General features: G+C 69.2%; 14 protein-coding genes. All 14 read left to right on the forward strand.

The window, feature by feature from the left end; all coding sequences use genetic code 11:
* Nucleotides 1-1,111, forward strand: a 1,111-nt coding sequence (locus tag Q8Q85_05905) for a hypothetical protein (GenBank protein ID MDP3773785.1), incomplete at its 5' end; no start/stop codon positions are given.
* Between the two features lie 88 nt (nt 1,112-1,199).
* Complete coding sequence (gene aroC / locus Q8Q85_05910; protein ID MDP3773786.1) at nt 1,200-2,402, forward strand: chorismate synthase; 1,203 nt, start codon at nt 1,200-1,202, stop codon at nt 2,400-2,402.
* Nucleotides 2,395-2,916 carry a shikimate kinase gene (locus tag Q8Q85_05915; GenBank protein ID MDP3773787.1) on the forward strand — a complete coding sequence of 174 codons (522 nt, stop codon included), beginning with the start codon at nt 2,395-2,397 and terminating at the stop codon, nt 2,914-2,916. The genes aroC and Q8Q85_05915 overlap by 8 nt, the downstream gene beginning before the upstream one ends.
* Before the next feature lie 98 nt (nt 2,917-3,014).
* Entirely contained in the window at nt 3,015-5,303 is a 2,289-nt protein-coding gene (gene topA / locus Q8Q85_05920) for a type I DNA topoisomerase (protein MDP3773788.1), read from the forward strand.
* Nucleotides 5,300-6,604 (forward strand): methylenetetrahydrofolate--tRNA-(uracil(54)-C(5))-methyltransferase (FADH(2)-oxidizing) TrmFO, encoded by a 1,305-nt coding sequence (gene trmFO, locus Q8Q85_05925; GenBank protein ID MDP3773789.1) that lies wholly within the window; start codon nt 5,300-5,302, stop codon nt 6,602-6,604. Before topA ends, trmFO begins: the two co-directional genes overlap by 4 nt.
* Nucleotides 6,601-7,545: a tyrosine recombinase XerC gene (locus tag Q8Q85_05930; GenBank protein ID MDP3773790.1), complete on the forward strand. Its 945-nt coding sequence runs from the start codon at nt 6,601-6,603 to the stop codon at nt 7,543-7,545. Before trmFO ends, Q8Q85_05930 begins: the two co-directional genes overlap by 4 nt.
* Nucleotides 7,546-8,082 (forward strand): ATP-dependent protease subunit HslV, encoded by a 537-nt coding sequence (gene hslV, locus Q8Q85_05935; protein ID MDP3773791.1) that lies wholly within the window; start codon nt 7,546-7,548, stop codon nt 8,080-8,082. It begins immediately after the preceding gene.
* 10 nt (nt 8,083-8,092) lie between these two features.
* A complete protein-coding gene (gene hslU / locus Q8Q85_05940) occupies nt 8,093-9,622 on the forward strand; it encodes an ATP-dependent protease ATPase subunit HslU (protein MDP3773792.1) in 1,530 nt (509 codons plus the stop codon).
* A 104-nt stretch (nt 9,623-9,726) separates the two neighbouring features.
* Nucleotides 9,727-10,626: an ornithine carbamoyltransferase gene (gene argF, locus Q8Q85_05945; GenBank protein MDP3773793.1), complete on the forward strand. Its 900-nt coding sequence runs from the start codon at nt 9,727-9,729 to the stop codon at nt 10,624-10,626.
* Between the two features lie 4 nt (nt 10,627-10,630).
* Nucleotides 10,631-11,731 carry a glycine cleavage system aminomethyltransferase GcvT gene (gene gcvT, locus Q8Q85_05950; GenBank protein ID MDP3773794.1) on the forward strand — a complete coding sequence of 367 codons (1,101 nt, stop codon included), beginning with the start codon at nt 10,631-10,633 and terminating at the stop codon, nt 11,729-11,731.
* On the forward strand, nt 11,728-12,210 hold the full coding sequence (locus tag Q8Q85_05955; protein ID MDP3773795.1) for a MogA/MoaB family molybdenum cofactor biosynthesis protein: 483 nt from the start codon (nt 11,728-11,730) through the stop codon (nt 12,208-12,210). The genes gcvT and Q8Q85_05955 overlap by 4 nt, the downstream gene beginning before the upstream one ends.
* Entirely contained in the window at nt 12,210-13,808 is a 1,599-nt protein-coding gene (locus Q8Q85_05960; protein ID MDP3773796.1) for a sigma-54 dependent transcriptional regulator, read from the forward strand. Before Q8Q85_05955 ends, Q8Q85_05960 begins: the two co-directional genes overlap by 1 nt.
* A gap of 183 nt (nt 13,809-13,991) precedes the next feature.
* Nucleotides 13,992-14,135 (forward strand): hypothetical protein, encoded by a 144-nt coding sequence (locus tag Q8Q85_05965; GenBank protein MDP3773797.1) that lies wholly within the window; start codon nt 13,992-13,994, stop codon nt 14,133-14,135.
* Between the two features lie 19 nt (nt 14,136-14,154).
* Nucleotides 14,155-14,853, forward strand: a complete 699-nt coding sequence (locus Q8Q85_05970) for a hypothetical protein (protein MDP3773798.1) — start codon at nt 14,155-14,157, stop codon at nt 14,851-14,853.
* The last annotated feature ends 126 nt before the right edge of the window (nt 14,854-14,979 follow it).

Genomic DNA, 14,979 nt, shown 5'->3' on the forward strand with positions numbered 1-14,979 from the left:
GCACCGGCTGCCGAACTACCTCGTCCAGACGGTGAAAACGAGTACCAACGCCGGCGGCGGCCTCGACATCATCGTCACGGAGTTCGACCTGTCGGACCGGCCGCTGTACGTGGGCGCCACGTGCCGGGCGGGCGCGGTCACGGCGTGCGACAGCGTGCTGGCGGTGTACTCGACGACGCCGACGCCGGCGCAGCCGCAGCCGTTCACCAACCGCGGCTACGTGGCGTGGGAGAACCTGCGGTCGCCGGCCTCGGCGCCGAGCGGCCACTTCTTCTACGAACTCGCCCTCGCGCCCGGCGGCGGCGTCGACTCGCTCCAGGTCATCGCGGTGCGCGACACGGCGCCGGGCCAGGCGCGCAGCGACACCATCTCGGGCGCCTCGGCCGGCCTCGGCGTGCGCCTGAGCGAGCTCGCGTTCCAGGATTCGACGTTCATCCGCAACTCGGGCGACTTCAATCACGTGCTCATCGGCGAGGGGGGCCTCGACCAGGGCTTCGCCCGGGCGCTCACGTTCGACGCGCGCGCCGGCGTCTCCACGCGCACCGGCACGTCGTGCGCCTCGTTCGTCGGGGCCAACTTCAAGTGCACTGCGATCATCGACAACGGCGTCTCGGAGGGCCACTTCGTCCGCGACTTCCTGGTCAATCGCGCCTCGCGCGTCACGTCCATCGCGACGAACTTCAACGGCCGTACCAACCTGGTGCGCGCGGACTCGATCTACGCCTTCGACTTCACGCTGCGCCAGACGGGGCTGATGCAGATCGGCGGGACGAACCCGGGGATGGACTTCCCGCGGGAGAACAACTTCGACGCGGCCACCCGCGGCACCGGCGGCTTCGGCGGAGCGGGCAACCCTGACAACCGCTTGGTGTTCACGGCGCGGCCGGACGCCAACATCGAGGTCTTCGACACCTGGTTCTACGGGAACGTGTCCACGATCCCGATCCGCGACCCGATCGTCGGGCCGATCCGTGTGGCGACCAACCCGATCACGGGCCAGCGGATCCTGGTCGGCGTCACGGCGAACGGCATCGTGACGGTGCGGCTGCCGAGCATCAGCAACATCTTCCCGGCGCCGCCGCCGCTTAGGGCCGCGACGGGCTCGCGCTAGCGCCGCCGCCGGTACAGAATTCGGGGGAGACGACCGAGCCCGGCCACCATGGTCGGGCTCGTGCACTCTGGGGGACGACACCACCGACATGATCCGCTTCACCACCGCCGGCGAATCGCACGGCCGAGCCCTGGTCGCCATCGTCGAGGGCGTGCCGGCGGGGCTCCCGCTCGCGGCGGCGGACGTCAATCGCGACCTGGCCCGGCGCATGAAGGGCTACGGGCGCGGAGCGCGCATGAAGATCGAGGCGGACGAGGCGCAGCTCATCTCGGGCGTCCGCGCCGGCGAGACGCTGGGCTCCCCCATCGCCCTCCTGATCGAGAACCGCGACTGGGCCAACTGGGAGGACGTGATGAGTCCCGGCGCGCAGGACGAGCCGCCGCGCCGGAAGCTCACCCGACCCCGGCCCGGCCACGCCGACCTCGCCGGCGCGCTCAAGTACGACCGGACCGACGCCCGCGACGTGCTGGAGCGCGCCTCGGCGCGAGAGACGGCCGCACGCGTGGCGGCCGGCGCAGTCTGTCGCGCCCTCCTCGCGACCTTCGGTGTGGAGATCGGGAGCCACGTCGTCTCGCTCGGTGGCGTCACCGCAAGGTACCGCTCCCCGCTCCCGGCTCCCCTCAACGACGTCTCCGACCTCTCCCCGGTCCGCTGCCTCGACCCGGACGCCGAGAAGGAGATGATGGCCCGCATCGACGCCGCCAAGGAGGCCGGTGACACGCTGGGCGGCGTTGCGGAGGTGGTGGCGCGCGGGGTCGTGGTGGGCCTGGGCAGTCACGTCTCCTGGGACCGGAAGCTCGACGGACGCCTCGCCCGCGCTCTGATGTCCATTCCCGCGGTGAAGGGTGTCGAGATCGGCCTGGGTTTCGGCGCCTCCCGGGTGCCGGGCTCGGAGGCGCACGACGAGATCGACCGGGCGGCGGAGGGTGAGGGCCGGGTGGCGGGCGGCTTCGCGCGGCGCAGCAACCGAGCGGGCGGGCTCGAGGGAGGGATCACGACGGGGGAGCCGCTCGTGCTCCGCGCCGGGATGAAGCCCATCTCCACCCTGATGAGCCCGCTCGCGTCGGTGGACCTCTCTACCGGCCGCGCGGCCAAGGCTCAGAGCGAGCGGTCCGACGTGACCGCGGTCCCGGCGATGGGCGTGATCGCGGAAGCGATGACCGCCATCGTGCTGGCCGGCGCCTGGGTCGAGAAGTTCGGCGGTGATTCGCTCACGGAGATGCGCCGCAACTACGATTCATACCTGGCGCGCCTGGAAGCGCGCCGGGCGGCCTGGGAGCCGCTTGGATAAGAGACACGTGGTCCTGGTTGGCCTGCCGGGATCTGGCAAGTCCACCGTGGGTCGGCTGGCGGCCGTGATGCTGGGCGCCGGGTGGGTGGACCTGGACATCCTGATAGAGAATGGCGCCGGGAAGAGCATCGCGCGCATCTTCGCGGAGGACGGCGAGCCGTCGTTCCGCGCCCTGGAGGCCGAGCTGGGGGATGGGGTGCTGGCGGGCGAGCCGGTGGTATTCTCGCCCGGCGGTGGCTTCATCTCCGACCCCGAGCGTCGCGCTCTGGTGCTGGAGCGAGGGCTCGCGATTTACCTCGAGACGTCTCCCGCCGTGGCGGCTTCGCGGGTCGGTGACGCGAAGCACCGGCCCCTCCTCGAGGGCCGCGACCCGGCGGAACGGATGGCCGAATTGCTGCGCCGACGGCAGGCCGGCTATCTGGAAGCGCATGAGAAGGTTACGACTGACGCGTCCACGCCTCGGGACGTGGCGCGCCTCGTCGCCGAGCTTGCCCGGGCGAAAGGGGGCTGGTAGACTTGCCGCCCCGCGCTGGAACCGGGGACGTCCGTCGAGGTAGAGCGATGTACCGGCGGTTGACGCGCCGGTGATGGATACGCTACAGACTGAGGGCCATGACTGAACCAGGCAAGAAGACGCTCGTCGTCGTCGAGTCGCCCGCCAAGGCGCGGACGATCGGCAAGTACCTCGGCTCGGGCTACACGGTGAAGGCCACCGTGGGGCACATCCGGGACTTGCCGGCGCACGGGCTCGGAGTGGACGTGAAGGACGGCTTCGAGCCGACTTTCGTGACGGTCGAGGGCAAGGGGAAGGCGATCGGGGAGCTGAAGAGCGCGGCCAAGAAGGCCGACGAGGTCCTGATCGCGACCGACCCGGACCGCGAAGGAGAGGCGATCGCCTGGCACGTGCAGGAGGAGCTGGGCAAGGCGAAGGACAAGGTGAAGCGCGTCCTCTTCCACGAGATCACGAAAGACGCCATCAAGGCGGCTATCGAGCACCCCGGGCGCATCGACAAGAAGAAAGTCGAGGCGCAGTTGGCGCGGCGAATCCTGGACCGGCTGGTCGGTTACAAGGTGAGCCCGCTCCTCGGCAAGGCCGTGAAGGCGGGGCTCTCGGCGGGCCGCGTGCAGACGGTGGCGCTCCGGATCCTCGTCGAGCGGGAGCAGGAGATCCGCGCCTTCGTCGCGCAGGAGTACTGGAGCATCACCGCCAAGTGCGAGAAGGGCGGGCACCAGTTCGACGCCGAGCTGCACCAGCTCGACGGCCACAAGCCCGAGATCCACCACGAGGCTGAGGCCGCGGCCATCGTCGTTGCGGTGAAGGACGCGGCGTTCGTCGTCACCGACGTCAGGCGCAAGGAGCGGCGGAAGCGGCCGCCGGCGCCGTTCACGACCAGCACGTTACAGCAGGAAGCGGCCAAGCGCCTCGGCTACTCGTCCAAGCGCACCATGCGGATCGCGCAGGACCTCTACGAGGGTGTCGAGGTCGGCGTCGAGGGTGCGGTAGGCCTCATCACCTACATGCGGACGGACTCGACCCGCGTCGCGGCGAGCGCCGTCGAGTCGGCGAGGGCCTACATCGAAAAGACTTTCTCGAGGAAGTACCTCCCCGACCAGCCCAACTTCTACGGCGGCTCCAAGAACTCCCAGGCCCAGGACGCGCACGAAGCCGTCCGGCCCACCGACGTGCTCCGCACTCCCGACCGGGTGAAGCGCGACCTCTCCGCCGACCAGTTCAAGCTCTATCAATTGATCTGGCAGCGGTTCGTCGGCTCGCAGATGGCGCAAATCGTCTACGACACCACGACCGTGGACTTCGACCTCGGGCGCCACCTGTTCCGCTCGACCGGCTCGGTCCTCATCTTCGACGGCTATCACCGCCTCTATCACGAGGCGCGCGAGCAGGGCGAGGGCCGCACGCTGGACGACCTGCCGCCGCTGCCGGTGCTCGCCGTCGGCGACCAGGTCACGCTGCGCGGCGTCATCCCCGAGCAGCACTTCACCGAGCCGCCGCCGCGCTTCAGCGAGGCGTCCCTGGTGAAGGAGCTGGAACGCCTCGGCATCGGCCGGCCGTCCACCTACGCGCAGATCACCAGCACGCTCATCGCGCGGCACTACGTCTCGCTGCTGGAGAAGCGGTTCCACCCGACCGAGCTTGGCGAGACGGTCAATCGCCTGCTGGTGCCGCGTTTCCCCGACATCTTCAACGTCGAGTTCACCAGCGAGATGGAGTCCGAGCTGGACCGGATCGAGGACGGCGAGCTGACGCGCCTGCAGGTGCTGACCGATTTCTGGGGGCCGTTCGAGAAGCGGCTCGCCGCGGTGAAGCCCGACGAGATGATCGCCGAGGCGCACGACCTGTCCAAGCTCGCCGACGAGAAGTGTCCCGAGTGCGGCAGCGCGCTGGCCGTGAAGGCGGGGCGCTTCGGACCGTACATCGCGTGCACCAAGCAGAACGACCCCGAGTGCAAATACACCAAGTCGCTGCGGAAGCCGCGCGCGCCCGACCGCCCGACCGACGAGCTGTGCGAGAAGTGCGGGCGGGCGATGGTGATCAAGACCGGGCGCTTCGGCGAGTTCATGGCGTGCACCGGCTATCCCAAGTGCAAGAACACCAAGCCGGTGCCGCTGGGAGTGAAGTGCCCCAAGTGCGGCATCGGCGACCTGGCCGAGCGGCGCTCGAAGCGCGGGCGTTCGTTCTTCGGGTGCAATCGGTATCCGGAGTGCGATTTCACGGTCTGGAACCGGCCGGCGCCGGTGGTCTGCCCCGCGTGCGGCAACATCGGCATGGAGATCAAGACGTCGAAGTCCAAGGGCGAGACCCGCAAGTGCCTCAAGTGCGGGACCGAGTTCGCCGCCGAAGAGGCGGCGTCCCCAGAGGTCGCGGCGCCGTCGCTGAGTTGAGCGCCACGGTCATCGGGGGCGGTCTGGCGGGCTGCGAGGCCGCCTGGGCGCTCGCCGAGCGCGGGGTCCGCGTGAGGCTCGTCGAGATGCGCCCCGTAGCGAGGACCCCGGCCCACCAGACCGATGCGCTCGCCGAGCTGGTCTGCAGCAACACCTTCAAGAGCGTCGAGACCACCAACGCGCACGGGCTGCTGAAGGCTGAGCTGCGGCTCCTGGGCAGCCTGCTGCTCGGGTGCGCGGACGAGGCGCGCGTGCCGGGCGGGACGGCGCTGGCGGTGGACCGCGGCGTGTTCGCGGCGCGCGCGACCGAGCGCGTCTCATCGCATCAGGGCATCGAGATCGTCCGCGAGGAAGCGACGGCGCTCCCCGTTCCCGGCATCGTCGCGACGGGGCCGCTCACCTCGGAGGGGCTGTCGAAGACGATCTCGGCGCGGGTGGGTGCCGAGTCGCTGGCTTTCTACGATGCTATCGCGCCCATTGTCTCCACGGACTCGCTCGACGAATCGCGGCTCTACCGCGCCTCGCGCTACGGCAAGGGCGAGGGGGCCGATTACTGGAACGCCCCTCTAGGCCGTGACGAGTACGACGCATTCATCGCAGCCCTCGCCGCCGCCGACCAGTATCCCGGGCACGACTTCGACGCTTTCCCGTACTTCGAGGGGTGCCTGCCGGTCGAGGAGATGGCGTCGCGCGGCAAGGACACGCTGCGCTTCGGGCCGATGAAGCCGGTCGGTCTCCCCGATCCGCACACCGGCCACATCGCCTACGCCGTCGTTCAGCTCAGGCAGGAAGACCGGGCCGGCCAGATGTGGAACCTCGTCGGCTTCCAGACCCGGATGCGCCACGGCGATCAGCAGCGCGTGTTCCGCACGATCCCCGGGCTCGAGCACGCGGAGTTCCTGCGCTACGGCTCCATCCACCGGAACAGCTACCTCAACTCGCCGCGCGCGCTGACGCCCCACCTGGCGCTCAAGGACGCTCCGACCACGCTCTTCGCCGGGCAGCTCACCGGCGTCGAGGGCTACACCGAGTCCCTCGGCACGGGGCTGCTCGCGGGGCTCAACCTCGCCCGCATCCTGAAGGGGAGCGAGCCGCTCGTCCCGCCTCCCACCACCATGCTGGGCGCTCTGCTAGCGTATCTCCGGAACGCGGACCCGAGCTGTTTCCAGCCGATGAACGCGAACTTCGGGCTGGTCGAGCCGCTCGCGAACCCGCCGCGCGACAAGGCGAAGAAGAAGGCGCTGCTGGCCGGACGCGCGCTCGAGGCGATGACCGCGTTCGCGAAGGAGATCACCGCGTGAAGGCGGCGGCGGCGGCCGCGGCGCCGGCGAGGCCCGAGATCTCCGATTTCCTTCGCTACATCGGCACGGAGCGGAACGACTCACCGAACACCGTGAAGGCGTACGGGCGCGACCTGGCGGCCTTCGCCGCGTTCCTGGACGGGTTCTACGGCGGGCCCGGCTGGAAATGGGCCGGGGTGGACCGGCTCGCGATCCGGGGCTTCCTGGGCGAGGGGGCGCGGCGCGGCTGGTCGAAACGCTCGATGTCCCGCGCCCTCTCGGCGGTGCGCACCTATTACCGGTTTCTGAACCTGCACTACGGCATCGAGGTGAACCCGGCCCGCGCGGCGAGCACCCCCAAGCTGGAGAAGCGGCTCCCGGGCTACCTCGACCGCAAGGCGGTGGAGAAGCTCTTCGAGCTGGCCGAATCCCGGGCCGGGGGGAAATCGTTACGGGGGACGCGGAACCGCGCCATGCTGGAGCTCTTCTACTCGACCGGGATGCGGCTTTCGGAGCTGACGGGCCTCGACCTGGACGACCTCGACCTCGTGTCGGACCAGGTGAAGGTGCGCGGAAAGGGAAAAAAGGAGAGATTGCTTCCCTTGGGCCGGCCGGCGGTGCAGACGCTCCGGGCGTATTACCCGAAGCGCGAGGCGGCGCTGCGGGAGGTGAAGAGCCCCGACCGCCGCGCGGTGTTCGTGGGAGAGCGGGGCAAGCGGCTGACGCAACGCGGGGTGCAGCTCATCGTCCGCGGCTTCCTTGACGCGGTGAGCGAGGGGGACGACCTGAGCACCCACTCGCTCCGGCATTCGTTCGCGACGCACTTGCTGGATGCCGGCGCGGACCTGCGAGCGGTGCAGGAGCTGCTGGGTCATGCGTCGCTCTCGACCACGCAGATCTACACGCACACCAGCGTCGAGCGGCTCAAGAAGGTGTACCATCAGGCGCATCCGAGGGCGTAGATGCAAGAGATACATGCGACGACCATCCTCTGCGTGCGGAAAGACGGCCACGTCGCCATGGGCGGCGACGGCCAGGTCACCGTGGGCGAGGCCGTGATGAAGTCCCGCGCCACCAAGGTGCGCATGCTCAAGGGGAACAAGGTGATCGCGGGCTTCGCCGGCGGCGCCGCCGACGCGCTCACCCTGTTCGAGAAGTTCGAGGAGAAGCTCGAGCGCTTCCCCGGCAACCTCGCCCGCGCGGCGGTGGAGCTGGCCAAGGACTGGCGCAGCGACCGGGTGCTGCGGCGACTCGAGGCGCAACTCGTCGTGGCCGACAAGACGCAGCTCCTAACCATCACGGGGAACGGGGACGTCATCGAGCCTGACGACGACGCGATAGCGATCGGCTCGGGCGGCGGCTACGCGCTGGCGGCGGCGCGCGCGCTCCACGCCAAGACGGAGCTCACGGCGCGGCAGATAGTGGAAGAGGCGATGAACATCGCCGCCGACATCTGCATCTACACCAACCGCAATCTCACGATCGTGGAACTGGAGTAGCACTAGAGACATGGCAGAGCCAGGGAAGATCGAAGCCAAGCTGGAACAGCGGGACCAGGGCCCGGAGCCGCTACCGTGGCTGGAGGAGCTTCCGCCGAGGCAGATCGTGGCGGAGCTGGACCGCTACATCGTGGGGCAGGGGCCGGCGAAGAAGGCGGTGGCGATCGCGATCCGGAACCGCTGGCGCCGCTCGCAGGCGCCCGACGGGATCCGGGACGAGATCCTGCCCAACAACATCATCATGATCGGCCCCACGGGGGTGGGGAAGACGGAAATCGCGCGGCGTCTGGCGCGGCTCGCCGGGGCGCCGTTCGTGAAGGTCGAGGCGTCGAAGTTCACCGAGGTGGGGTACGTGGGCCGCGATGTCGAGTCCATGGTGCGCGACCTGGTGGACGCGGCGATCAACATGGTGCGGGGCGAGCGCGAGGACGAGGTCTACCCGCAGGGGGAGGAGCGTGCCGAGAACCGGCTGCTCGACTTGCTGCTCCCGCCTCCGGCGCCGGCGGGCCCGCCGGCTCCCGCCCAGCCGCAGCCGGGAGGGGGGTTCGCAACTCCCGCCGACGCGGCGGCGAGCCTCAAGACGCTCTTCCTCGTGACACCGCAGGGCGAAGTCACTGCGAAGCAGGACGGCGAGGACGAGCGGATGAAGGAGCGCCGCGAGCGGACGCGCGAAAAGCTCCGCGCCCTCCTCAAGGAGGGGAAGCTGGAGGAGAAGGACGTCGAGCTCGAGGTGACCCAGGAGAACTTCCCGCCGATGGACATGTTCCAGGCGCCGGACGGGATGCAGGGCCCCGACGTCAACTTCATGGACATGATCCGCGAGATCCTGCCCAAGCGGAAGAAGCGGCGCACCGTGCACGTCCACGAGGCGAGGCGGCTGCTGATCGACGAGGAGCTGCGCAAGCTGGTGGATATGGACGACGTGGTGACCGAGGCGCTGGACCGCGTCGAGAACCACGGCGTCATTTTCATCGACGAGATCGACAAGATCGCGGGCGAGCGGGGATCGGTGGGGCCCGACGTCTCCCGAGAGGGAGTGCAGCGCGACCTCCTGCCGATCGTCGAGGGCTCGACGGTGCAGACGCGCTACGGCCTGGTGCGCACCGACCACATCCTCTTCATCGCGGCGGGCGCGTTCCACGTCGCCAAGCCGTCGGACCTCATCCCCGAGTTGCAGGGCCGCTTCCCGATCCGGGTGGAGCTGACGCCGCTGACGGAGGAGGACTTCGTCCGCATCATGACCGAGCCGGAGAACGCGCTCACCAAGCAGTACGCGGCGCTCTGTGCGGCCGAGGGCGCCACGCTCGAGTTCACGACCGACGGGATCGCGGAGGTGGCGCACATCGCGGCGATCCTGAACGAGCGGCTGGAGAACATCGGCGCCCGGCGGCTGCACACGGTTCTCACCACCCTGCTCGAGGACACGCTCTACGACCTTCCCGACGTGGCGGAGAAGCGGATCGAGTTCGACCGGGCGAAAGTGAAGGCGCGGCTGGATTCGATCGTGCAGGACGAGGACCTGAGGCGGTATATCCTGTAGGCGAGGCACCCCGGGGCCCCCACGGGCACCGCTTGCTCCACGACGCGGGCAGGGGTACAATCCCCTGCCCGCTGTCATTTTGACCGACTCCGCCACGAGACTCCATGCCGAAGCGCGACTTCCTCACCTTCCAGGATCTGACCAAGGCCGAAGTCGATGCCCTGTTTGCTCTTGCGGCCGGGATGAAGTCCGGCGCCTACCGCGAAAAGCCGCTCGCGGGCAAGACCCTGGGGATGATCTTCGCCAAGTCCTCCACCCGGACCCGCGTCTCCTTCGAGGTGGGCGCCTACCGCCTCGGCGGGCACGCGCTCTTCCTGTCGAGCCGCGACATCCAGCTCGGCCGAGGCGAGCCCATCTGCGACATGGCCCGCGTCCTCTCCCGCATGGTGGACGGGATCATGATCCGCGCCTTCGCCCACGCCGACGTCCAGGAGCTGGCGAAGTGGTCCACCGTCCCGGTGATCAACGGGCTCACCGACCTCCATCACCCGTGCCAGGTGCTCGCGGACCTGCTCACCATGATGGAGCACGTCGGCGGGTACGAGGGGAAGCGCGTCGCGTGGATCGGCGACGGCAACAACATGGCCAACTCGTGGCTCGACGCCGCGGCGCTCCTCGGCTTCGAGGTGCGCATCGCGTGCCCCGAGGGTTACGAGCCCGACCGCGAGACTTTCGAGCGCGCCAACCGGGCCACCAAGGTGCTGATCACCGAGGAGCCGGAGGAAGCGGTCGAAGGGGCCGACGTCGTGAACACCGACGTGTGGGCCTCGATGGGCCAGGAGGCGGAGGCGGAGGAGCGGAAGAACGCGTTCAAGGGCTACTGCGTTGACGCCGGGCTCATGAAACACGCCAAGCCCACGGCGATCTTCCTCCACTGCCTCCCCGCGCACCGCGGCGAGGAGGTGACGAACGACGTGATCGAAGGGCCGCAGTCTCGCGTCTTCGACGAGGCGGAGAACCGCCTCCACGCTCAGAACGCGCTCCTTGCCACTTTGATGGGGTGAGGCGATGAGCGAGACGCTGAAGCGCACTCCGTACTACGACCGGCACGTCGCGGCCGGCGCGAAGATCGTCCCGTTCGCCGGCTTCGAGATGCCGGTCCAGTACCCCACCGGCATCACCGCCGAGCACCATGCCGTCCGGAAGAGCGCGGGTCTTTTCGATGTCTCGCACATGGGCGAGTTCGAGATAACCGGCCCGGATGCGGTCGCGTTCGCGTCGCACGTCACGTCGAACGACGCGACCACGCTCGCGGTAGGGCAGGTGCAGTATTCCTGCTTCCTGCACGAGAGCGGCGGCATGGTGGACGACTGCCTGGTCTACCGCTTCAAGGACCGGGTCAGGCTGGTCGTGAACGCGTCGAACATCGCGAAGGATTGGGTGCACGTCAATCGCTTCGCGGCGAAGTTCGGCGTCACGCTCACCGACCGCTCCGACGAGACCGCGCTGCTCGCGTTGCAGGGACCGAAGGCGCAGTCCGTTCTTCAGCCGCTCTGCCCCGCCGTGGATCTCGAATCAGTCCGCTACTACTGGTTCACCACCGGCGAGGTGGCCGGTGTTCGCTGCATCATCAGCCGCACCGGCTACACCGGCGAGGACGGCTTCGAGCTCTACCACTCGCCCGACGACGCGAAGACGCTGTGGGACGCGCTCGTGAAGCACCCGGACGTCACGCTGACGGGCCTCGGCTGCCGGGACAGCCTGCGGCTCGAGATGGCCTATCCGCTCTACGGCAACGACATCGACGACGAGACCACCCCGCTCGAGGCCGGCCTCGGTTGGATCGTGAAGCTCAAGAAGCCGGACTTCGTTGGGAAGGCGAAGCTGGTAGAGCAGAAGGCGAGGGGCATCACGCGGAAGCTGGCCGGCTTCCGCCTCACGGAGAAAGGTTTCCCGCGGCACGGGATGCCGGTGCTTGCGAACGGCGAGCGCTCGGGCGACGTGCGCAGCGGCACCGTGAGCCCATCCACCGGTGAGCCGATCGGCACGGCGTACCTCCCGATCGCGCACACGGCTGCCGGAACGCGGTTCGAGATCGACATCCGAGGCAAGCGCGTCGGCGCCGAGGTGGTCGAGACGCCGTTCTGGAAGCGGGGGTCACGGCGGTGATCCGGGTGGCCGTCCTCACCGTTTCCGACGGCGTGGCCGCGGGCACCCGCCAGGACGTCTCCGGCGCCGCGATCGCCGAATGGGCGGTGGCGCGTGGGTACAGCGTTGAGGCGCGCGACGTGGTGGCGGACGAGACCGCGGAAATCGCGCGGCGGCTCCAGGCTTGGGCGGACGGCGGCGCGCTGGACCTGATCCTCACGACCGGCGGCACGGGGCTGGCGGCGCGAGACCTCACCCCCGAGGCGACCAAGGCGGTGATCGAGCGTGAGGCGCCGGGGATCGCGGAGTACATCCGGGCCAAGGGCGCGGCGTACGTCCCGCTGGCGGTTCTCTCGCGCGGAGTAGCCGGGGTGCGCGGGAGGACGCTCATCGTCAACCTTCCCGGCTCGGTGGGGGGCGTCAAGGACGGCCTGTCGGCGCTCGACCCGATCGTGGACCACGCCGTCGAGCTGCTGAAGGGTCATACCGAACACACCTGATGGCCCACCGCGTCCTCATCACCATGGAAGACCTCGAGCCGGCGGTGCGTGCCAACGCCGCATTCGAGGCGGCGGGCTTCGCGACCACCATGGTATCGGCGCTGGACGACCTGCGGGCGGCGGTTCGCCGCGCCGATCCCGATCTCCTCGTCCTCACCGGCGGCCTGCGCGAATCGGGCATCGCGCGCACCACGGCCGAGATGTCGTCGGGGCGCATCGCGACCCTCGGCCTCGTCGAGCCCACCGACACCGATCCCACCGCGCTCGCTCACCGCGCCGGCCTCTCCGCCGTCCTGATCAAGCCCGTCGAGTCCGAAGAGGTGGTGGCCGTGGGCCGTCGCCTCATCGAGCGGAAACGGCTCCAGGAGCGGACCGGGATCCTCGGCGAGCACCCCGGCATCCAGGAAGTGCTCATCAAGATCGAGCAGATGGCTCCGGTGAGCAGCACGGTGCTGGTCCAGGGCGAGTCGGGGACGGGCAAGGAGCTGGTCGCCAAGGCCATCCACGAGCTCTCGCCCCGGCGCGGCAAGGCGTTCATCGCCGTGAACTGCGCGGCGATCCCCGAGACGCTGCTCGAGTCCGAGCTGTTCGGCCACGAGAAGGGCTCGTTCACGGGCGCGGCGGAGCGGCGTCTCGGCATGTTCGAGCTGGCCGACCGGGGCACGATCTTCCTCGACGAAGTCGGCGAGATGCCGATGGCGGCGCAGGTGAAGCTGCTGCGGGTGCTCGAGGAGCGGGAGTTCTTCCGCGTGGGCGGCACCGCGCCCATCAAGGTGGACGTGCGCGTGGTGGCCGCGACCAACCGCGGTCTGAAGGAGAGCGTGGACGCCGGGCGGGTGCGCGCCGACCTCTACTACCGGCTCAACGTCCTCGCCATGTACCTGCCTCCGCTGCGCGAACGGAGGAGCGACATCCCGCTGCTGGTGCGCCGGTTCATCCACGAGTTCAGTACGATGCACGACCGGCCGTTCCGCGGCATCACGGCCGAGGCGATGCAGATCCTGGTGGACGCGCCGTGGCCCGGCAACGTGCGGCAGCTGCGGAACCTGGTCGAGTCGATGGTGGTGCTGGCGCCGACGAGCGAGATCCGCGCGGCGGACATCCCGCGGGAGATCCGCGAGCAGGGCGGTCGCAACCTGCCGGTGCTGGTGCCCGGAGTCACGCGCGAGGTCTCGGGGCAGGAGTTGCAGTACATCGTGCAGTCGCTGTTGGATCTGCGCCTCCAGGTGGAAGACCTGCGGCACCGGCTGGACGAAGCTCCTCAGCGGGTAGAGGTGATCGAGGTGGGGCGGCGGGCGGGGACGGCGGAATCGGCGGACGGGTCAGTCCTCGTCGGGCGGGTGGGCGGGAATTCGGGCGCAGCGTTCCGCGAACCGGCGCGCGGGTACGACTCCGCCTCCTCGCGCGGGCCCGAGGCGATCGTCTACGAACCGGGAATGAGGATGGCGGACGTAGAGCGGGCGGCGATCGCCGCGGCGCTTCGGGCGACCCGCGGCAACCGGCGCAAGGCGGCCGAGGCACTCGGTATCGGGGAGCGTACGCTGTACCGGAAGCTGAAGGAGTACCACTTGGAGGGGGACGCCTCATCTCCTACTTGAGGTGTAGGGACCAAAGTGCTTGACTTTTTTGGGGTTCCGCCATATGTAGGTGGACCCCGGTTGGGCCATGGCAATGCCCGATGTGCCGGGGGTAGGCTCTCCAAGTATTTAATTGACAACAACTTAAGCTTTCGTGCCCGGGGGAGAAGCGTGCCCGGGTGTCCCTGTCTCGGTGAGGAAACGATGTCACGCACCCGGAAGGTCCGGGTGCCGAACCCGGCGAAGCCGGTGAAGGGGCGGTTGGACGCCCCGCCGGCCAAGGTTCACAAGAGCATCAAGCGGTATCGCCGGCGTCCGAAGCACCCAGGCGGGGGGGAGAGCGAGTGACGGTGGAGCGCGCCCGGGGGTGAGCGGCAACGCCACTCCGGTCCATGACGAGTCGCCGGCCCAATGGACGTTGCGGCGGGCGGAGGATCTCATCGCGTCGCTGTCGGGCGTGCTGTCGGCGCGAATCGTGGCGAGCCGGGCGGGCGGGATCGAGGAGATCCACGTTCTGACCACGCCTGCGGTGGCGGCGAAGCAGATGGTGCGGAACGTCGAGAGTGCGCTGATGGCGCAGCTCGGCATGAAGGTGGATCACCGGAAGATCAGCGTGGCCCAGACGGCGGAGATGAAGCCGATCCAGGCGTTGGAGCGCGAGGCGGTGGCGGAAGCGGCCAGCAAGCGGAAACTGGTCTTCGCCGACCTGGTGGTCGAGTCGCCGCGGCCGGGCCGGGTGACGGTCAAGGTGGTGCTGAAGCAGGACGGCGTGGAGCTCGAGGGCATCGAGGAAGGTGTGGACGAGGCGCGGAGCCGGGTTCAGTTGGCGGCGCGCGCGGCGGTGAAGGCGATGGAGCGGGAGCTGGAGGAGGCCGGGGTGGTGCTGGAGGGCGTCCGCGTGGTGGACGCGTTCGACCGGCAGATCGTGCTGGCGGGACTGCATGGGGTAGGTGGAAGAGTTTCCCAGTTCCTGGTGGGGACGTGCGAGGTGAAGCAGAGCGCGGAACAGGCGGCGGTATTGGCGGTGTTGGATGCCACGAACCGCTGGTTCCTGCAGCAGCGATAGTTCGGGCGGTGGTGAGTGTGGTGTAGAGGGTAGACAAGTAGCGGAGAGCTCTTTCACAAGAGAATACGGACCCCCGGTGAGGCCCGAGCGGGCCGAGCGGGTATTTGAGCGGAGCGTCGCGCGCCC

The organism is Gemmatimonadales bacterium, from assembly GCA_030697825.1.
GTDB lineage: Bacteria > Gemmatimonadota > Gemmatimonadetes > Gemmatimonadales > JACORV01 > JACORV01.

Excerpts from the sequence above, each read along its gene's own strand:
- aroC (MDP3773786.1), top strand. The coding sequence starts at position 1,200 with ATGATCCGCTTCACCACCGCCGGCGAATCGCACGGCCGAGCCCTGGTC.
- topA (MDP3773788.1), top strand. The coding sequence starts at position 3,015 with ATGACTGAACCAGGCAAGAAGACGCTCGTCGTCGTCGAGTCGCCCGCC.
- hslV (MDP3773791.1), top strand. The coding sequence starts at position 7,546 with ATGCAAGAGATACATGCGACGACCATCCTCTGCGTGCGGAAAGACGGC.
- hslU (MDP3773792.1), top strand. The coding sequence starts at position 8,093 with ATGGCAGAGCCAGGGAAGATCGAAGCCAAGCTGGAACAGCGGGACCAG.
- argF (MDP3773793.1), top strand. The coding sequence starts at position 9,727 with ATGCCGAAGCGCGACTTCCTCACCTTCCAGGATCTGACCAAGGCCGAA.
- gcvT (MDP3773794.1), top strand. The coding sequence starts at position 10,631 with ATGAGCGAGACGCTGAAGCGCACTCCGTACTACGACCGGCACGTCGCG.
- Q8Q85_05960 (MDP3773796.1), top strand. The coding sequence starts at position 12,210 with ATGGCCCACCGCGTCCTCATCACCATGGAAGACCTCGAGCCGGCGGTG.
- Q8Q85_05965 (MDP3773797.1), top strand. The coding sequence starts at position 13,992 with ATGTCACGCACCCGGAAGGTCCGGGTGCCGAACCCGGCGAAGCCGGTG.